This is a genomic window from Sphingobium sp. RAC03, assembly GCF_001713415.1.
Lineage (GTDB): Bacteria > Pseudomonadota > Alphaproteobacteria > Sphingomonadales > Sphingomonadaceae > Sphingobium.
In genome coordinates this window covers 3047926-3066868 of the sequence record NZ_CP016456.1, presented here as the reverse complement: position 1 = coordinate 3066868, position 18943 = coordinate 3047926, and the positions used below count along the sequence as shown (strand labels likewise).

Annotated in this window: 13 protein-coding genes; 2 read left to right on the top strand and 11 right to left on the bottom strand. The window is 64.8% G+C overall.

Features of this window, described 5'->3' with window-relative positions:
* Nucleotides 1–20 precede the first annotated feature (20 nt).
* The 9 genes from trxA to BSY17_RS19250 form a co-directional block, all read right to left on the bottom strand.
* Nucleotides 21–341, bottom strand: a complete 321-nt coding sequence (gene trxA, locus BSY17_RS19290; protein ID WP_069066681.1) for a thioredoxin TrxA — start codon at nucleotides 339–341, stop codon at nucleotides 21–23.
* 30 nt (nucleotides 342–371) lie between these two features.
* Nucleotides 372–3809: a double-strand break repair helicase AddA gene (addA, locus tag BSY17_RS19285; RefSeq protein WP_069066680.1), complete on the bottom strand. Its 3438-nt coding sequence runs from the start codon at nucleotides 3807–3809 to the stop codon at nucleotides 372–374.
* Nucleotides 3790–6762 carry a double-strand break repair protein AddB gene (addB, locus tag BSY17_RS19280; RefSeq protein ID WP_069066679.1) on the bottom strand — a complete coding sequence of 991 codons (2973 nt, stop codon included), beginning with the start codon at nucleotides 6760–6762 and terminating at the stop codon, nucleotides 3790–3792. Before addB ends, addA begins: the two co-directional genes overlap by 20 nt.
* Nucleotides 6755–7465 (bottom strand): nucleotidyltransferase family protein, encoded by a 711-nt coding sequence (locus tag BSY17_RS19275; protein ID WP_069066678.1) that lies wholly within the window; start codon nucleotides 7463–7465, stop codon nucleotides 6755–6757. Before BSY17_RS19275 ends, addB begins: the two co-directional genes overlap by 8 nt.
* Nucleotides 7462–8448, bottom strand: a complete 987-nt coding sequence (locus BSY17_RS19270; RefSeq protein ID WP_069066677.1) for an aminoglycoside phosphotransferase family protein — start codon at nucleotides 8446–8448, stop codon at nucleotides 7462–7464. The genes BSY17_RS19275 and BSY17_RS19270 overlap by 4 nt, the downstream gene beginning before the upstream one ends.
* Nucleotides 8445–8864, bottom strand: a complete 420-nt coding sequence (gene tsaE / locus BSY17_RS19265) for a tRNA (adenosine(37)-N6)-threonylcarbamoyltransferase complex ATPase subunit type 1 TsaE (RefSeq protein WP_443019538.1) — start codon at nucleotides 8862–8864, stop codon at nucleotides 8445–8447. The genes BSY17_RS19270 and tsaE overlap by 4 nt, the downstream gene beginning before the upstream one ends.
* Before the next feature lie 31 nt (nucleotides 8865–8895).
* Complete coding sequence (locus BSY17_RS19260; RefSeq protein WP_069067093.1) at nucleotides 8896–11241, bottom strand: sensor histidine kinase; 2346 nt, start codon at nucleotides 11239–11241, stop codon at nucleotides 8896–8898.
* A gap of 314 nt (nucleotides 11242–11555) precedes the next feature.
* A complete protein-coding gene (ahcY, locus tag BSY17_RS19255; protein ID WP_069067092.1) occupies nucleotides 11556–12974 on the bottom strand; it encodes an adenosylhomocysteinase in 1419 nt (472 codons plus the stop codon).
* A gap of 140 nt (nucleotides 12975–13114) precedes the next feature.
* On the bottom strand, nucleotides 13115–13675 hold the full coding sequence (locus BSY17_RS19250; protein ID WP_037476530.1) for a YqgE/AlgH family protein: 561 nt from the start codon (nucleotides 13673–13675) through the stop codon (nucleotides 13115–13117).
* Nucleotides 13676–13795: 120 nt separating this feature from the next.
* On the opposite strand from BSY17_RS19250, the gene BSY17_RS19245 reads away from it, so the two are divergent.
* A complete protein-coding gene (locus tag BSY17_RS19245) occupies nucleotides 13796–14278 on the top strand; it encodes a peroxiredoxin (RefSeq protein ID WP_069067091.1) in 483 nt (160 codons plus the stop codon).
* An 87-nt stretch (nucleotides 14279–14365) separates the two neighbouring features.
* On the top strand, nucleotides 14366–15820 hold the full coding sequence (locus BSY17_RS19240; protein ID WP_069066675.1) for an AMP nucleosidase: 1455 nt from the start codon (nucleotides 14366–14368) through the stop codon (nucleotides 15818–15820).
* 15 nt (nucleotides 15821–15835) lie between these two features.
* On the opposite strand, the gene BSY17_RS19235 is transcribed toward BSY17_RS19240, so the two are convergent.
* Nucleotides 15836–16987 carry a GGDEF domain-containing protein gene (locus BSY17_RS19235; protein ID WP_069066674.1) on the bottom strand — a complete coding sequence of 384 codons (1152 nt, stop codon included), beginning with the start codon at nucleotides 16985–16987 and terminating at the stop codon, nucleotides 15836–15838.
* A gap of 32 nt (nucleotides 16988–17019) precedes the next feature.
* A complete protein-coding gene (locus BSY17_RS19230; RefSeq protein WP_069066673.1) occupies nucleotides 17020–18897 on the bottom strand; it encodes a M2 family metallopeptidase in 1878 nt (625 codons plus the stop codon).
* Nucleotides 18898–18943: the final 46 nt, after the last annotated feature.

Genomic DNA, 18943 nt, shown 5'->3' with positions numbered 1-18943 from the left:
CTGCCCCGCCTGCATCGATCTTACAGGACGCTTTCGAGCCAGCTCTTGAGCGCGCTCTTGGGCGCAGCGCCGACCTTGGTCGCGGCGGCTTCGCCATTTTTGAACAGGATCATCGTCGGGATGCCGCGCACGCCATATTTGCCCGGCGCGTCGGGATTTTCGTCGATATTGACCTTGGCGATCACCACCTTGTCACCCAGTTCCTCGGAAATTTCCTCCAGAGCGGGGCCGATCATCTTACAGGGGCCGCACCATTCGGCCCAGAAATCGACAAGCACGGGCTTGTCGGCGTCGATCACATCCTGCTGAAAGCTGGCGTCGGTTACTGCCTTGGTGGCCATGTCGCTATTCTCCTTGCGTTGCTTGGCTATCTAGGACGCCTGCTCGCCCGGCTCAACGGGCGGGAGCGGCAAATTCTCCTGCGCAGGCACAAAGCCGGGCTTGTGTGCGGCGAGCAGGGTGGGTGGCAGGGTGATGAGACGCGGCGCGCTGGTATAGAGCAGCCCCGCCTCGATCGTCCGGTCGGGGAAGATGACTTGCAGCGCCGCGACATAGGCCGCCATCTGGCGGATATGGGCGATCGGCACTTCGGCCAAAGTCAGCGGCGCAACCCGCCCGGTCTTGAAATCGACGATCTGGACACGATCCGCGCCGACGCACAGCCGGTCGACCGTGCCTGCAATGACCGCTTCGCCGACCACCGCCGCGATCGGCGCTTCGGCCAGCGCATCGGGACTGAACAGTCCGGCGAAATCGGGCGCTTCGATCACGCGCAAGGCCTGGTCGATCACCTCCTGACGCAGCGCCCCGTCGTCCGCACCTTGCTGGGCCAGCCAGCGGTCGGCCGCGTCCCGGCGGCGATCGACCGGCACGGCGGGCAACCGCTCAAACAGCGCATGAAGCCAGCGGCCGCGATCAGCCGCCGCGCGCATCGCCGGGGTCGGCGGCGGATAGGGCTGGTCATCCTCCACCGCTGCCGATGGCGCGAGTGGACGCGGCGGGCGCGCTTCGACCGGCGCTGGCTGGCGCAACCATGTTGGTTCCGCGACACTATCGCGCGTCTCGGCCACTTCCGTATCGGCCTTCGCGGCTGGGAGATGCTCGGTCCCCCGCCAGCGGCGCACCTGGCCCCAGATGGGGTCGTCTTCCCACGGTGCCCCAAGCGATTCCATCGCTGCCTCTACCGCGCCATACCAGCTTTCTGGCTTCACCTGCCCCTTGGCGGCCGGACCCAGCGATCCGGCAACAACCAGCCGCTCCTCGGCCCGCGTCAGCGCGACATAGAGCAGCCGCCAATGCTCCTGCCGCTCGACCCGCGCCGCCTCTTGGGCGAGGTCGCCAATTGGCCCCTGCCGTTCGGGCTTGCGCGGCGGCAGGATCGGCAGGCCGTTCCATTCCAGCCCGTCCATCCGGTTGCCCGCATCGGGATCGAGGCAGGCGTCCGCCAAAATGACGATGGGCGCCTGCAAGCCCTTGGCCCCATGCACGGTCAGCAGCCGCAGATTGTCCCCTTGGGCTGCAGCATCGCGCACGATGTCCACCTCGCCGCGGTCGAACCAGTCGATGAACCGCTGGAGCGAGGGGTGATCGTCCTGCTCGAACCCTAGCGCAGCGTTCAGCAATTCCTCGATCGGGTCCGCCGCTTCGGTGCCCAGCCTATCGATCAGGCGACGGCGGCCATCCATCGGCCCGGACAGGATCGCTTCGAGATAGCGATAGGGGGTCGAAAAATCGGCCACCGCCAGCAGCTCGCGCAAGGGCTGGAGCAGGCCATCGTCCAGCGAGCGGGTCAAGTGCCGCCACAATCCGCCGCGCCGCCCGATCAGCCGGGTCATGAGGTCATCCTGGGTCCAGCCGATCAAGGGCGACACCACCAGCGCAGCGAGGTTGAGATCATCCTCCGGCTGTACCGCAAAGCGCAGCGCGGCGAGCAGGTCTCGCACGGCGAGCGGCGCATTGAGCCGCAGGCGGTCGATCCCCGCAACCGCGACCTTTTCCTCATAGAGGCGGGCGACGATCAACCGGGCCAGTTCATTGCGGCGGCGCACCAGGATCATGATGTCGCCCGCGCGCACCGGGCGGCCCCGGCTTTCGAGCATCAGCCCCTCATCGATCCAGCTCTTGATCTGGCGCGCGATATTTTCGGCCAGCTTGCGCTCCTGATCGGCGGCCCAATTTTCCTCACCCTCGGCATCGTCAGATAAGCCCGCGATCACCGGCTTCCACAATTGCACTTCGCCGGGGTGGAGATTGGCGCTGATATGGCGCACATCGCCGGGTTCCAGCCCCAGCCGCCCTGCATCGAGGGTCGCGATGGTGCGGTCCACCACGTCCAGCACCGCCGGGGTGGAGCGGAAACTATGGTCCAGCGACAGATCGTGGAGCCGGTGGCCGGACTGGTCGGCATCGCGCTGGAACAGAATTTGCGCAGCGGCGAAATTGGCGGGGCTGGTCCCCTGAAAGCCGAAGATCGCCTGCTTGAAATCGCCAACCGTGAAAATCGTGCGGATCTTTTCGCCCGCTTCCCATTCGGTTGCGAAAAACTCTTCGGCCAATGTGCGAACGATGCGCCATTGCGCGGCGTTGGTGTCCTGCGCCTCGTCCACCAATATATGGTCGATCCGCTGGTCCAGTTTGTAGCGGATCCATTCGGCAATACCGTCCTGTTCCAACAGGCGGGCAGCGCGGGCAATCAGATCCTCGAAATCGACGGCCCCTGCCAGCCGCTTACCCTCGGCATAGGCCATGGCATAGGCGCGCCCAGCATGAAGCCCCTGCGCCAGCAGCGCGGCATAATCGGCGCGAGCCTTGGTCGCGAGCAGTTCGGCGCAGCGCGTATGCAGGCGCGAGGACAAGGCACCATAGCCATCGTCCGGCGGCACCCAGCCCTTGGCCTCGATCAGATCGCCATCGGTTTTCGCCCAGGCGCGGTGCAGATCGGCCAGGGTCGCCGCGCGCGTGGCGGGATCGGCAGCGCGCCAGACAGCGATCCGGTCACAGCGTTCCAGCCCCCGCCCCTTGCCCCAGGCGACATTGGCGGCGACCAGCGCAGACAAGGTCCGCATGTCAAAGACATCATCGGAACATTGGTCAGCAAGCCATTGATCAATATCGCCTTCCGGCAGATCGAACTGGCCCGCGAGCCAGGGCGCGATCGGATCAGGCAGGGCAGCCAGCGCATCGACGCGCGCGGCGCAGCGCAGCAGGAAATGTTCCGCCCCGCCCTCACCCAGTCGCAGACTGATTGCCTGGAGTGCACCGATCAGTGCGCCATCGCCCTGCTCCTGCGCCCGCACCGCCATGTCGGCCAAGGTCTGCCGCGCCAGCGCGCTCTGTTCGCGCTGGTCGAGCGGACGGAAGCCCGGCACCAGGTCGGCCTCCAGCGGGAAGGCGGTCAGCAATTGCTGGCAAAAGCCATGGATGGTCTGGATGCGCAGGCCACCGCCGGTCGATTCCAGCACTTCGGCAAAGAGGCGGCGGGCGCGTTCGCGGGCATCGGGGCCGGACTCTTCCCCCAAAGCCTCAAGATCGGCGAACAACCCCTTGTCATCCATCTGCACCCAGGCGGCGAGCCGGTCATGGATGCGGTCGGCCATTTCCGCCGCGCCCGCCTTGGTGAAGGTCAGGCACAGGATATTTTCCGGGCGCACCCCTTGCAACAGCAGGCGGAACACGCGCGCCGTCAGCACATGGGTCTTGCCCGTGCCCGCCGATGCGGACAACCAGACATGAGCGTCGGGCGCGGCGGCCTGTGCCTGATTGCCGAGCAGCTTCTGGAGCGGGCGCGCCTTAGCCATCGTCGCGGCCATACCATTCCTCCAGCCGCATCAGCTGGTCATAATCGCCATAATTGGCGACTTCCGGGTTGAGTTGCGCGGTAAAGGGCGCGGTGCCAAGCAGATAGTCGGCGACCAATCCGCTGAATTGTTCATGGGCATGGGCGGTGAAGCTCGCCGTGACGATCTTGCCACGGCTGCCGGTCGGATCGACCGGGCTTTCGCGATAGCCGAACTGGTCACCCTTCTTGGCGAGCGACCAATATTCAAAGTCGGCCGCGCGGGGTTGATCGCCCAGCCCCGCAAAGCCGCCCATTTCTGCGATGACGCCCAGCAGGCCGAGTTGCAGCGAATAGCCCGCCTTGACCATCTTGGCGCTGGGCGGCTTGCCGGTCTTATAGTCGATGACGCCGAGCGTGCCGTCTGACAGCCGGTCGATCCGGTCGGCCTTGCCCATCAAGGTAACCTCCGCGACCTCCGCCCGGCCTTCGCGTTCGACCGCCAATATGGTGCGCCCCGCCGCTTTGTCCTTGGCGACCTCCGCCGCGATCCAGCGGATCGCTTCCATCAGGCGTGGTTGCCACAGGGCTTTGAGCAAGGGATGGACTTCGGGTCGGTCGAACATCGCCTGCGCACGCGCTTCAAGGTCAGCGGGTTCGAGCGTGCCCGCCTCTGCCCAATACTGCAGGATTTCATGCACCGCCGTCCCGCGCCAGGCCGGACCCGCATCGGCATCGACCGGGTCGAGCCGGGCCAAGCGCAGGATGCGCCGGGCGTAGAAAGCATAGGGGTCGGCCTTGAGCCGATCGACATCGGTAACCGGGATCAGCCTTGGCCGCACGGACAAAGGCGGCACAGGCGCCGGGCGCGCCGCCGGGTGATGGCCATCGGGCCGGTCGATCGCCTGCGCCAGCGCGGCATAGCGGTCGGCGCTTTTCCACTGCGAGCCGGACATGGCCCTCAACCGCAGCCAGAAGCGCGAAGCAACCGCCGGGCCGCTCCCGCCGCGCCGCGCACGGGTGATGAGGACATGCGGCGCGCCCAAAGCACTGGCGAAATCATGCGCGGCAAGGCCAATGCGGGTTTCAAGCCCCGGCAGACCGAGTTCACGGCGGATGCGCGGCGCAAGCCACGGATCGGGCGCGGGCAGGCCGGGCCATGTGCCTTCGTTGAGGCCACCCAGCACCATCAGGTCGGCCTGTTGCAGCCGCGCCTCGATCAGGCCCAGAATCGCGATGCGCGGATGGCCGCCCTGGGGTGGGCGCACCGACACGCCGCCCAGCATATGGTCGAGCAGCACCGGCAGCGCGCGCATATCAGCCTGACGCGGGCCTTCGGGCGCGGCCGCCTCCATCTCCGCGAACAGATCAGCGGCGGCCTGCCCCTGATGCCCGGCCCAGATCGCGTCGCCCGTCAGCGCGCCGGCCTGCTCGCGGATAGCGGCAAGCTGGCCCGACAGGTCGGGCGTTGCGAGAAAAGCGCGCTCCAGCGGTTCGAGCAACGCACGCGCCTGCGGCCACCAGTCGCGCACCTGTTCGCGCAAGGCGCCCTGCCGGTCCTCATCCTCGCGCGGGCCCAATAATTGGTCGATGCCGATCAGCCCGGCCTGCGGACGCGGGCCACGCAGCAGCAGGTCCAGACCACGCACACGCTCTAGCCAAGCGAGCCGCCCCGCGCCGCGCATCACCAGCGGATGTTTGAGCAGCGTCAGCAACGCAACCGGCGCAAAGCGTTCCGCCACCGCCTGCGCCATCGCGATCAGCAGCGTGCCGGGCGGCAGGCGCGAGAGCGGCAGGCCCGCCGAATCGTCCGCTTCTATGCCCCAGCGGCGCAGATGCGCGGACACGCGCGTCGCCAGCTGCCGGTCGGGCGTCACCAGAGCGGCGGTGCGGCCCGGTGTTTCCAATGCCTCGCGCAGCGCGATGGCGATGGCTTGCGCTTCTTCGCCCGGCGTCGCGACATCCAGCGCCTCGACGCCCGCTAGCGAGCGATCGGCGGTTTTCAGGTCGCGCCAGCCGCTGGTGAGCTTTGGCGGCAGCATCGCGTTGGAGATGTTGCGCCCGCGCACTGCGCGCGCATCATGCTCGCTGCCCCAGCGCCATTGCGCCACATCGTCGCGCGTCGCGCTCATGGCGTGGAGCAGGCGCTTGAGCGCATATTGGGGGTGGCTCTCATGCCCCGCAGGCGCGCGGCCCGTCACGGGGTCAGGATCGAACGGGCCGATCGCCTGCCAGGCAATATCGTCCATATGCTGGTCCAGCCCAGCGAACACCACCATGCCGCCCGGCATCTCGCCAATCCGGCGCAGCAGTCCGGCCACGGCAGGGGCCGTGGTCGATATACCCGCCGCTACCACGAAGCCGGAAGGTGGCGCGTCGGCCCAGCGTTTGGCCAGCCGATCAAACAGGCGATTGCGCCGATCGACCAGATCGATGCAGCCAAGCCGCGCCAGTTCGGCCGGCCAACGGGCAATGATGATTTCGAACAGGGTCAATGACTTCTGCCAATGACCGGAGAGTTCGTCCGAAAGGCTGAGCTTACGCAGCGCGTCAGGGGTCAGCCGTTCGACCTGCATCTGGTCCAGCACCTGTCCCAGTGCCTGTCCCAGTTTCAGCGCCTGTCCGGCATCGATACCGGGCTGTGCCTGCTGTACCAAACGAGCAAGGATCATCTGGCGCTGCATCGGCGCGATCGCAGGCGCGATGGGATCATCTTCGCCCAGCGGATCGAGTGCCCCGCCGACTTGCTCACCTATGTCCGGGTCGCCGATCGGAATAAGCCTCGGCAGCAGCAATCCACCGCCCGACGCGCGCACGAAAGCGTCGGCTACCGCCCGCACGCCGCGATTGCTGGGCAACAGGATCATCCCCCGCGACAGCGCCAGCGGATCGCGCCCCTGCCGCGCCATGATGCCCGCGACCAGCGCGTCGGCAAAGGCGCGATGCGCCGGGATCGTGAAGAGTGCTGGCTGTCCGCGATCACCCATGGGCGAGCATGGCTTCGACCACCGGAATGGCCTGCGGCGTGCCGACGTCGAACCATAGACCCTGGTGCGACACGCCATAGAGCCGCCCGGCCGCGATCGCACGGGACCAGAAGATATTGGTGGAAAAGACGTCGGCAGGCGGATCGACCAGCAGCGACGGAGATAGGATCTGTACGCCGGTAAAGACGAAGGGCGCGACATGCGCGCTCTTGCGCCGGGTCAGCCGCCCATTGGCATCCATATGGAAATCGCCCGGCCCATTATGGCAGTTCGCCCGCGCCAGCGGCACCAGCAACAGCAGCGCGTCCATCCGATCGGCATCCCAATGGCGCTGCATCAGCGCCAGCGTATCCTGCGGCCCGTCGATCCACAGATTGTCGCTATTGGCGCAGACGAAGGGCGTGTCGCCCAGCAGCGGCTTGGCGTGGACCAGCCCACCGCCGGTCTCCAGCAACTTGGCGCGTTCGTCCGAGATCAGAAACTCCGCACCGCCCTTGCGCGCGCGCAGATGCGCCTCGACCGTGTCGGCGAGATAATGGACGTTCACCACGACCTTGCGGATGCCGCCTGCTTCCAGCCGATCGAGCGCATGATCCATCAGCGGCTGGCCCGCCACCTTGACCAGCGGCTTGGGCCGGGTCGCCGTGAGCGGACGCATCCGCTTGCCAAGACCCGCCGCCATCAGCATCGCCGTGTCGATCATGCCGCCGCAAACTCCGTGAGCGCCTCATGGCGCTTGTCGGTCGGGATGTTGGCGGCGAACCAGTCCGCCACCGGGGTGAGCGCGGGATGCGCGAGGTCGCGCTCCAGCAGCCCCCACATGCGCGGCAGGTAGGACAGGTAACGCGGCTTGCCATCGCGCTGCCACAGGCGGGTGAAGATGCCGATGATCTTGGCATTGCGCTGCGCGCCCAGCACCGCATAGGCCGCATCGAAATCGGCGGGCGGACTGGCAACGGCTTTATAATGCGCCAGCATCACGGCCTCGACGGCAGGCGGCACATCGCGCCGCGCATCCTGCAACAACGAGACGAGATCATAGGCAGGATGCCCGGCGAGCGCGTCCTGAAAATCGAGAAGGCCGAGGCCATGCGACGTCGCCCGGTCGATCAGCATGATATTTTCGGCATGATAGTCGCGCAGTACCGTGACGGTCGGGCTGGCCGATTGCTCGACCAGCGGCAGCACGGCATCCCAGGCTGCGACATAAGCATCCTGATCGACCGCAAGGCCGATCGCCGGGCAATACCATTCCGTCAGCAGCCCGACTTCGCGCTGATAGACGGCGCGGTCATAGGCAGGCACGGGCGCGGCAGGCAGGCGGTGCAGGTCGGCCAGCAGGTCGATCGCGCGGGCATAGACCGCCATTTCCTCATCGGGCCGAGCATCGAGATGCTCCTTGACGCGCAGGTCGCCGAAATCCTCGATCAGCACCAGCCCGTCGTCCAGATCGCGCGCCAATATGCGGGGCGCGGCAAAGCCATCAGTCAGCAGATGTTCGGCGATGGCGATGAACGGGCGAGGATCTTCATGTGGCGGCGGCGCGTCCATCAAAACCGCGCGGCGGCTATCGTCGATGACCCGGAAGTAGCGGCGGAAGGAGGCGTCCCCTGCGAGCGGGACGATGGCGGCGTCGCCCCAGCCCGCGCGGGCGAGGAAAGCGGGCGCGGCGGCGGGCGGGATCATAGCTGTGACCATCGCTCCGTCCAAGCGTCCGGCACGTCCGCTGTCAAGCGCCGTCCGCCATCCGGGTCGAACGCAATGGTCAATCGCAGCGCATGCGGCCACAGCGCATCGCCCAGCCGGTCGGGCCATTCGATGATCAACAGGCTGTCCATCAGATAATCGCCCAGCGCCAGTTCCTCGGCCTCGCGCGCATCGTCCAGCCGGTAGAGATCGACATGAGCGACCGGCAGCCGGATTTCGGGCACGTCATAGGGCTGGACGATCGCGAAACTCGGACTGGGCGCCTCGCCTTCCAGCCCCAGCGCTTCGAGGATTCCGCGCGCCAGCGTCGTCTTGCCCGCGCCCAGCCCGCCATAGAGCGCGATCACATCGCCAATGCGCGCCTGCACCGCAAGGCACCGGCCAAGGTCGAGCATCGCCGCTTCGTCGGCCAGATGGACGGCGCGGTCAGCCACGCGGCAATTCGATCACGATCATGGTCCCCTGCCCAGCCTCCGATACCAGTTGCAACGTGCCACCATGCGCCTGCGCCAACTGCCGGGCGAGCGGCAGGCCAATGCCCGCGCGTCCCCCGGCCCGCGCCTGCCCCGCGCGCGCAGTCGGATCGAAAATCGCATCCTGCTGCGCCGTCGGGATGCCGGGACCATTGTCGGAAATCACGATCCGCGCCTTGTCCGCCCCGCCATCGCCATGGAGCAGAACCCGCGCGCCCTTGCCGCAATGGGCCAGCGCATTGTCGAGCAGATGGTCGATCGCCTGGCCGATGCGCCGGGCGTCGCCCTGCACTACGCCCAGACTGCTTTCCAGCGAGACGGCGAGGTCGATGCCCTTGGCTTTCGCGTCGCTGCTGAGCCGTGCGGCGCTCTCCCGCGCCACGGTCGCGAGATCGACCGGCGCACGGTCGATCGGCAAGGTGCCTGCTTCGCCCTGTGTCAGGTCGAGCACATTGTCGATCAGCATCGCCAAGCGGCTCGTGCTTTGGAGAATGCCATCGACATAGTCCTTGGCCGACGGGCTGAGTTCACCGGCATAGCCCGCGCTCATCATCTCGGCAAAGCCAGCGATGGTGGTCAGTGGGGTGCGCAGTTCATAGCTCATATTGGTGACAAAGGCGGTCTTGATCTGGTCCGCTTGCTCCAGCGCTTCGTTGCGGTCGCGCAGCACCTGTTCGACCCGGCGACTGTCGGTCACGTCGAGCATGGTGAAGAGCGCATTGCCGTCGGGCAGCGGAATGGCGGCAAATTCGAAGATGCGCCCATCGGCAAAACCGACATGGCCCGCGCGCTGCTTGCGCTCGATCGTGGCGGCGCGGACGAGTTCGCGGACCAGATTAGCCTGTTGCGGCTTGGCGAGCCGCGCCTGCACGTCGCGCATCAGGTCGTCGATGCGGGGATGTTTTGCCAGCATTTCCTCGGTCGCGCCCCAGATACTGCGGAACCGGCTGTTCCACATCTGCAACCGTCCGTCGGATGAAAATACGCCGATCGATTCGAACAGATTGTCGAACGTCGCCGTCCGCACCCGCAGCAACGTGTCGCGCGCGCTCGACAACTGCACCTGCTCGGTGCGATCCTCGAAGATCAACAGCAGACCGCCATCGGGCAAGGGTTGAGCATAGACGCGCAAATGGGTGCCGTCCTGCAACAGCCAATTTTCCTCGCGCGGGTCGGGCGACAGGAACCAGTCGCGCCGCTCCGCGCGCCAGGCTGGGAAATCGCGATGTTCCGGGATGCGCCGCGCGTCGCGCATCTGGTCCAATACGCGCTCGAACAAGGGCGAGTCGGCCAGTTGCTCCTGATGCAGAGCGAACAGGCTGATGAAAGGCTGGTTCCAGAAGCGCAGCGCCCGGTCAGGACCGAAGCGCGCAACACCGGCCGACAGGCGATCAAGCAAGTCGCGCTGCGCCGCTTCCAACCGCCGATGCTCGACCCGCGCCTGTTCCAGTTCATGCTGGTCGACCGCGTAGCCCGCGACCCCGGCGACACCGAGCGGTACATCGACCACGCGCATGGTCCGCCGCTCGCCATCGATCGTGGCGGGCACCATCCGCGCAATCGGCTCGTCCTGCGCGACGGCATCGGCGGCGGCGGCTTGCGCGGAAAGGCCAGCCACCGGCTCTACCAATTCGATACCCTGGGCGATGACGTCATGCGCGCTGCCGCCATCGACGGCAGCGACATAGGCGCTGTTGACGAGGCTGAGGCGCAGGTCCGGGGTCCGATGCCACATCGGGAAGGGCGCCGCCTCGACCAGGCCCGCCAGCGCTTCGAGCGCGTCGCTTAACTGTTCGACCTTGCTTTGCAGCGAGCGAATTTCCGCCTGGCTGTCGGTCGCGTCGAATATCCACAACACGACGCCGCCATTGGACGCCAGTTCTGGTCCGGCGGGGGCGCCGCGTATCAGCAACAGCCGCGAGGAGCCTACCCCGCGCACCGGCAGCGCGAAGCTCTTGCCCGCACGCTGCGCCGACGCAATCTCGCCCGCCAGCGCCGCTGCGTCCTCAGGCTCCAACCCGCCATCGGCAGCGGTGAGTTCGGAGGCGAAGTTCGGCACACGCGGCTTGCCCAGCCATTTGGCGAGGCGATCGGCGGCTTCCATCCGTCCGTCGGGATGAATGATGACCGGCGCGGCCGGGGCCGACGCCAGCAATGTGGCAAGCCGGTCGAACTTGCCCTGCGCCTGCATGCCCTCACGCCGCATCCGCTGTCCGCTGGCAAGCGCCCAGACGGCCGCTGCCAGCCATAAGGCCAGCACGACACCCAATATGATGGCGGCAAGGGGGCTGAGCGTCATCATGACGCAGCCTCTCCCTTTCGCCGAACCTGCCTGTCCCTGTTCATAATTACGCCCCGACTATCGCAAGTCGGGCGCAGCGGGAAGCGGGGATTCAAGGAATTGCAGGGTTGGGGCGGAGGTGCGTAAATATGATGCTGCACGTCAAAGAAATCCTCCCCCGGCGGGGGAGGTGGATGGCCGCAGGCCAGACGGAGGGGTGTCACGCCATCGATAGGGTAACACCCCTCCGTCAGCACTGCGTGCTGCCACCTCCCCTGCCAGGGGAGGATCACACAGAAAGAGGGAAGGCAGCGCCCTCCCCCTTCATCATATCAGTAGCGGTAGTGGTCAGGCTTGTAGGGGCCTTCGACTGGCACGCCGATATAGTCGGCCTGGCGCTGGCTCAGCTTGGTGAGCTTCACGCCCAGCTTTTCCAGATGCAGTTCGGCGACCTTTTCGTCCAGATGCTTGGGCAGGACATAGACGTCGTTGCCATACTGCTCGCTCTTGGTCCAAAGCTCGATCTGCGCCAGCGTCTGGTTGGTGAAGCTGGCCGACATCACGAAGCTCGGATGACCCGTGGCGTTGCCCAGGTTAACGAGGCGACCCTTCGACAGGACGATGATCTTCTTGCCATCGGGGAATTCGACTTCATCGACCTGCGGCTTGATCTCGGTCCACTTCATGTTGGCGAGGCCCGCAATCTCGATTTCGCTGTCGAAATGGCCGATGTTCGATACGATCGCCATATTCTTCATGGCGCGCATATGATCGACGGTCAGGACGGCTTCGTTGCCCGTCGCGGTGACGAAGATGTCGGCGCGGGGCGCTGCTTCTTCCATCGTCACGACTTCATAGCCTTCCATCGCCGCCTGCAACGCGCAGATCGGATCGACTTCGGTCACCAGCACGCGCGCGCCGCCATTGCGGAGCGAGGCGGCCGAGCCCTTGCCGACATCGCCGAAGCCCGCGACGCAAGCGACCTTGCCGGCCAGCATGACGTCAGTGCCGCGACGGATCGCGTCGACCAGCGACTCTTTGCAGCCATAAAGATTGTCGAACTTCGACTTGGTGACGCTGTCGTTCACGTTGATCGCGGGGAAGGGCAGCTTGCCCTTCTTGGCCAGCTCATAGAGGCGATGGACGCCGGTGGTGGTTTCTTCCGACACGCCCTTGATGCTAGCGACGGTCTTGGTCAGCCAGCCCGGACGCTCGGCCAGGACGCGCTTGAGCACCGCGCAGAAGATTTCCTCTTCTTCGTTCGACGGCGTGAACAATTCTTCACCGGCTTCGACCCGTGCGCCCCACAGCGCGAACATGGTGGCGTCGCCGCCATCATCCAGGATCATGTTGCAGACGCCGGACTCATGATTGTGCCAGTCGAAGATACGCTCGACATAGTCCCAATATTCCTGCAGCGTTTCGCCCTTGATGGCGAAGACGGGCACGCCCGACGCGGCGATCGCGGCAGCGGCATGGTCCTGCGTCGAATAGATGTTGCAGGTCGCCCAACGCACTTCCGCGCCCAGCGCGGTCAACGTTTCGATCAGCACAGCGGTCTGGATCGTCATGTGCAGCGAACCAGTGATGCGCGCGCCCTTGAGCGGCTGCGACGCGCCGAATTCCTCGCGCAGGGCCATCAGGCCCGGCATTTCGGTTTCGGCAATATCCATTTCCTTGCGGCCAAAGGCAGCGAGGCCGATATCGGCAATCACATAATCCTGCGCCTGGGCGGCGGGTACGGTGGCCACGAGCATATCTCCGTCAGTCAAATAAAGGCTGGCACCGCTGACATGAGCCGGGCGGCGACGATGGGCCGGGCTTTACCAAGCGACGGCCCTTATGGCAATGCAATATAAAGATGTCTTTATGTGCCTATCGCCTATGGCGCTCAGGCGGACCCGGCACCGCTCACCAGATGCGACGAATCGATGCCCATCGCCGCGAAAATAGCCGACCATTTGCGGCGCGCAGGCGTTTCGAACAGCAGATCCTTGTCGCCCGGTGCCAGGAACCAGCTTTCACCGGTCATCTCCTGTTCCAGCTGGCCAGCACCCCACCCGGCATAGCCCAGCGCCACGAGATAGCGACTTGGCCCCCGCCCCTCGCCGATCGCCTTCAAGATATCGAGCGAACCCGACAGGCCCCAGCGATCATCGACCTGCACCATGTCCTGCCCCGCCCAGTCGAGCGAATGCAGCACGAAGCCTCGGCGCGGCTCGACCGGGCCGCCGCGCAGCACGGGCCTATCCGGCACGCCGCTACCGTCAATATCGAAACTTTCGAGCAGATCGCGCAGCCGCACCTCCTCCATTTCCTCACCCACGGCGATGCCCAGCGCGCCATGTTCGTCATGCACGCACAGCGCGATCACCGAATGATCGAAGCGCATGTCGTCCATGCCGGGAAGCGCGAGCAGGAAATGCCCGCCATAGAAGCGCGACTGGTCCATGGGCGGACTATAGCCACACGCACGGCATTGCCAAGGACGGCTTGCATGATGCCCCCTCCCCTTGACAGTCGGTCCGCCAAGCCCGACCTCCCGCCCGACACAAGGCCAGGAGATATGACCATGACCATTGCCACAGGCGAGCGCCTCCCCAGCACCACCTTCACCAAGATGACGCAAAACGGCCCTGAAACCGTCGCTTCGGACGAGTATTTCGCGGGCCGCACCGTCGCCATCTTCTCGGTGCCGGGTGCCTTCACCCCGACTTGCTCGGCCAAGCATTTGCCCGGCTTCGTTGAAAAGGCCGATGCGCTCAAGACCAAGGGCGTGGATGAAATCGCCTGCACCGCCGTCAACGATGTGTTCGTCATGGGTGCCTGGGGCAAGTCCGCCGGTGCCGATGACAAGGTGACGATGCTCGCCGATGGCAATGGTGATTTCGCCAAGGCCGTGGGCCTGACGATGGACGGCAGCAAGTTCGGCCTCGGCACGCGCGGCCAGCGTTTCTCGATGATCGTCAAGGACGGCGTCGTCGCCGAACTCAATGTCGAGGAACCGGGCGACTATAAGGTTTCGTCGGCCGACCATATGCTCGGCCAACTCTGATCGTTGCGAAGGCGCGCTGAACAACTAGCGCGCCTTTGTTGCAGCAAGCGTCTTCCTTCCGTCACGCAAAGGCGGTAACAGGGGGCGATGACACAGAGCATCGGCAAGGCGACGGTCGCGCAACTCGACCATATTTATCAGACATCCATCGAAAATCTGCGTGAGGCCATGCGCGCCTACGCCCGCGACGGCAGCGTGCCCGCGGCCACCGCGCGTAGCGAACGGCTCTTCTGCTATCCCGAACTGCGGATCATTTATCATGGTGAAAGCGACATGCCGCCGCCCGGCCGTTCCTTTGCGCGCCTTTCAAAGCCCGGCCGCTATGTGACCACCATCACCCGCCCGGCGATGTTCGCCGACTATCTGGCCGAACAGATCGACCTTTTGGTCCGCGACTATGGCGTCGAGGTGGGAACGGGCCTCAGCACCCAGCAAATCCCCTTCCCCTATGTGCTGGACGGGCTGGACATCAGCGCGCTCGACGGCACGCCGCCGACCGAACTGGCGCGGCATTTCCCGGCGACGGAACTGGCCGAGATTGGCGACGAGATCGCGGATGGTCTGTTCATACCCAATGCCGATGGCGACCGACCCTTGGCGCTGTTCGACGGGCTGCGCACCGATTTCTCGCTGGCGCGGCTTAAACATTATACCGGCACGCCTGCGGAGGATGTGCAGCGCTATATATTGTTCACCAACTATCATCGCTATGTCGATGAATTCGTGGCCTGGGCCTGTGCCGAGTTGAAGCGCGAAGGCAGTCGCTTCACCGCCCTGTCAGGCGCTGGTGGCGTCTATGTCACGTCCGAAACCGCCGATCCCGCGCGGATGATCGCCGACAGCGCCTGGCGCCGGCACCAGATGCCCGCCTATCACCTGATCGCGCCTGACCGCAGCGGCATCACCCTCGTCAATATCGGCGTTGGCCCGGCCAATGCCAAGACGATCTGCGATCATCTCGCCGTGGTGCGCCCCGAAGCCTGGCTGATGATCGGCCATTGCGGTGGTCTGCGTCCCAGCCAGCGGATCGGCGACTATGTGCTGGCCCACGCCTATCTGCGCGACGACAAGGTGCTGGACGCCATGCTGCCGCCGGAAATCCCCGTCCCGGCCATCGCCGAAGTGCAGGTCGCGATGGCCAGCGCGGCCGAAGCCGTGCTGGGTGGCGGCGACAAGGAAGATTTCCGCCGTCGTCTGCGCACTGGCACCGTCGTCACCACCGACGATCGCAATTGGGAATTGCGCTATTCCAGTTCGGCGCTGCGGTTCAGCCTCTCGCGTGCCGTGGGGATCGACATGGAATCGGCGACGATCGCGGCGCAAGGCTATCGTTTCCGCGTCCCCTACGGCACTTTGCTCTGCGTTTCCGACAAGCCGATCCACGGCGAACTCAAGCTGCCGGGGCAGGCCAACCGCTTCTATGAGGAAGCGATTGCAGGCCATTTGCGCGTCGGGCTGATGACCTGCGAATTGCTGCGCAAGGAGGGTGCGAAGCTGCACAGCCGCAAGCTGCGCGCATTCAACGAGCCGCCGTTTCGCTGATCAGGGGACCAAGAATCAGGCAGCCGCGCGCCAGATGGCGACGCGGTTCTTGCCTTCCTTCTTGGCATCATACAGCGCCGTATCGGCACGCGCGACCATATCCTCCAGGCTTTGGTCGGACGCGAGCAACTCGGCCACCCCGAAACTCGCGCGCAAGGCGGCTTCCGGGGCATTCGGCACGACAAGGCAACCAATCTCTGCGCGCACACGCTCCATGACATCGGCCGCCGCCGCCGCATCGGTCTCCACCAGCAGCAGGCCAAATTCGTCACCACCCAGACGCGCCACGATATCCCCGCGACGCACCGCATTGGTCAGCAACTGCGCGAAACCGCACAATGCTGCATCTCCGGCGATATGCCCGTGCCCATCGTTCAACGCTTTGAACCCATCCAGATCGCAGACCACCAGCGCCAAGGGCCGCTGGTGCCGGTGCGCATGGGCGATCGCGCGACTGGCGGATTCGTCCAGCCCGCGCCGGTTCAATACATTGGTCAGCGGGTCATGGCGCATCTGCCTGCGCAATTGATGGGCAAGGTCGCCCGCCACCACCATGACGGCGGCGACGCCCAGCCCGACATAGATGGACGGAAGCCCCAGCCCAAGCAAAGCGCGATACAGGGCCATCCCTTCACCGGGCGCCCGACCCAAATCCGTTGCAGCACTGGCAACGAGCCCGGCTTCGAACAGCGCGAGGATGAGGCTCATGCTGAAAAAGGCCATCTCCGGCGCGCTGAAACGCCGGTTGCGGGGCCAGAGCGCGATCGCCGAACACAGCATCAACAGGCCGACATAAGATGGCACGACGATGCCTTGGAGCGACCGGTCCCCGATCAACGCCACATAACTGCCGCCTGTGGCCACGACGGCACCACAGAGGGTCAGCGCGAGCCATGGGACCGGCTTCCCCGATCGTTGCCGGACGCCCACGAGCATCAAGGATGCGCTCACCACGATCAGGCAGGACGTCAGGGCCATCAGACTGCCGCTGCCCAGTGCGGCACCACCTGCATTGGCCAGCCATTGTCCGGTTGCCGCAACATAGGATAGCGCCCAGCTACGCACATGACGTTGCCGCCCAAAGTGCAACCACGCCACCCCCATCGCCAGTGCCATGATGACACTGGTGAAAATGAGCAAAGCAATGATGATGATAACCGGGTCCATGAAGACCAGCCCCTAAGAAGTTTACGCTGCTTTTACCAGCCGCAAGACTTGCCTTCATTCTGTTGGATCAGCCATTTTTGCAATGGCGCAAAATAGGCGGTCATGGACTTGCCGGAAATGGTGCGTGTACCAGTAAAGGTCTGCAGTGCGTCGGGCCAGGGTTTGGACGCCCCCATTTCCAGCATGGCGTTGAGTTTCGCCCCGACATCTTTGTTGCCATAGAAGGAACAGCGATGCAGCGGCCCTTTCCAGCCCGCTTGCTTGCACGCTGCTTCGTAGAATTGGAATTGCAGGATTCTGGCGAGGAAATAACGCGTATAGGGCGTGTTGCCGGGGATATGATATTTGCCACCCGCATCGAACTTCGTCTCATCGCGCGGCGCAGGCGGGATGATGCCTTGATATTGTAACCGCAGGTCGGTCCATCCCTTCTGCATCTGGTCCTGCGGGATGGACCCGTCGAACACACCCCAGCGCCATTTGTCGATCAGCAGGCCAAAGGGCAGGAACGCGACCTTGTCCATCGCCTGCCGCAGCAGCAGCCCCAGATCCTTGTCCGCGCCGGGCACCTTGGCGGCATCAAGAAGGCCGATCTTCACCAGATAATCGGGCGTGATCGACAATGCGACGAAATCGCCGATCGCTTCATGGAAGCCATCATTGGCCCCGTCCAGATAGAGATAGGGATTCTTGTTATAGGCGCGCTGATAATAATTATGGCCGAGTTCGTGATGGATGGTCACGAAATCGTCGCTGTTGATCTTGGTACACATTTTGACGCGCAGATCGTCTTTATTGTCCAGATCCCAAGCCGACGCATGGCACACGACTTCGCGGTCGAGCGGCTTGATGAACTGGGTGCGGTCCCAGAAGGTCGCAGGCAGCGGCTCCAGCCCAAGCGAGGAATAGAAGCCCTCGCCGATCTTGAACATCTGCTTTTCCCAATAGCCGCGCCGCTGCTTTTCCGGGGTGTCGGGACTGTCCACCTGATCGGGCCGGGTTTCGACAAAGCCCTTCGCCTTGAGCAGGTCACCGACATCGAAGCCGAGGTCGCCAGCGCCCGCGGGCGCCACCACATCATAGATATTGCCCCATTCCTGCGCCCACATATTGCCGAGCAGGTCGGCGCGGATCGGGCCGCTCGCGGGCTGCACCTCCGCACCATATGTCTCGTTCAGCTTGGTGCGGGTGTAGCAATGCAGCTCGTCGTAGAGGGGCTTCACCTCGGCCCATATCTTGACGGTCAGCTCAGCGAAATCATCGGCAGGCATGTCATATTTCGACCGCCACATCGCGCCGGTATCGGCAAAACCCAATTCCTTCGCGCCTGCATTAGCGATATCGACCAGCTTGGCATAATCGCCGCGCATCGGCGCGCCGACATTATCATGCCAGCTCAGCCACATTTCCTTGAGTTCCTGCGGATTGCGGCTGGAACCCATTTTTTCTTCGATGTCGCTGCCGTTGATCGGCTGACCGTTCAGCGTGCCCTTGCCTTTGCCATAGGTGGATTGAAGCCGGGTCGAGAGGTCGTTCAACTTTTGGGCTGCGCCAGGCGTCGTCGGGGCAGGCAAAGTGAGTGCGGTGCGCAGCAGGTCGAGCCGCCGCTTGGTTTCCACCGACAGGCCAGGTGCGGTCGCATATTTGGCCGCTTCCAGCGCGTAATCGACCGTCATGGTGGTGCCGATCGCACCAAAATAGGCAGCAACAGCGTCACTGTCGTCGCTGATATAGGTGGAATTGATCCAGGCGGCCCGGCTGGAAATGAGCGAATGATCGAACATCGCCTTTTCCACCTTGGCGAGGAAGGCGTCGGCCTCGGTCGCCGTCGGTGCGGGAGCCTGCTGCGCCATCGCGGGCGACATCATAAGGGCGGCCGCAAGCGCGGCGATCGAGACGGCGATTTTCATGGAAGTCCCCTCATAGGCGTATGAGGGGAAAGTGGCCTGACCGTGC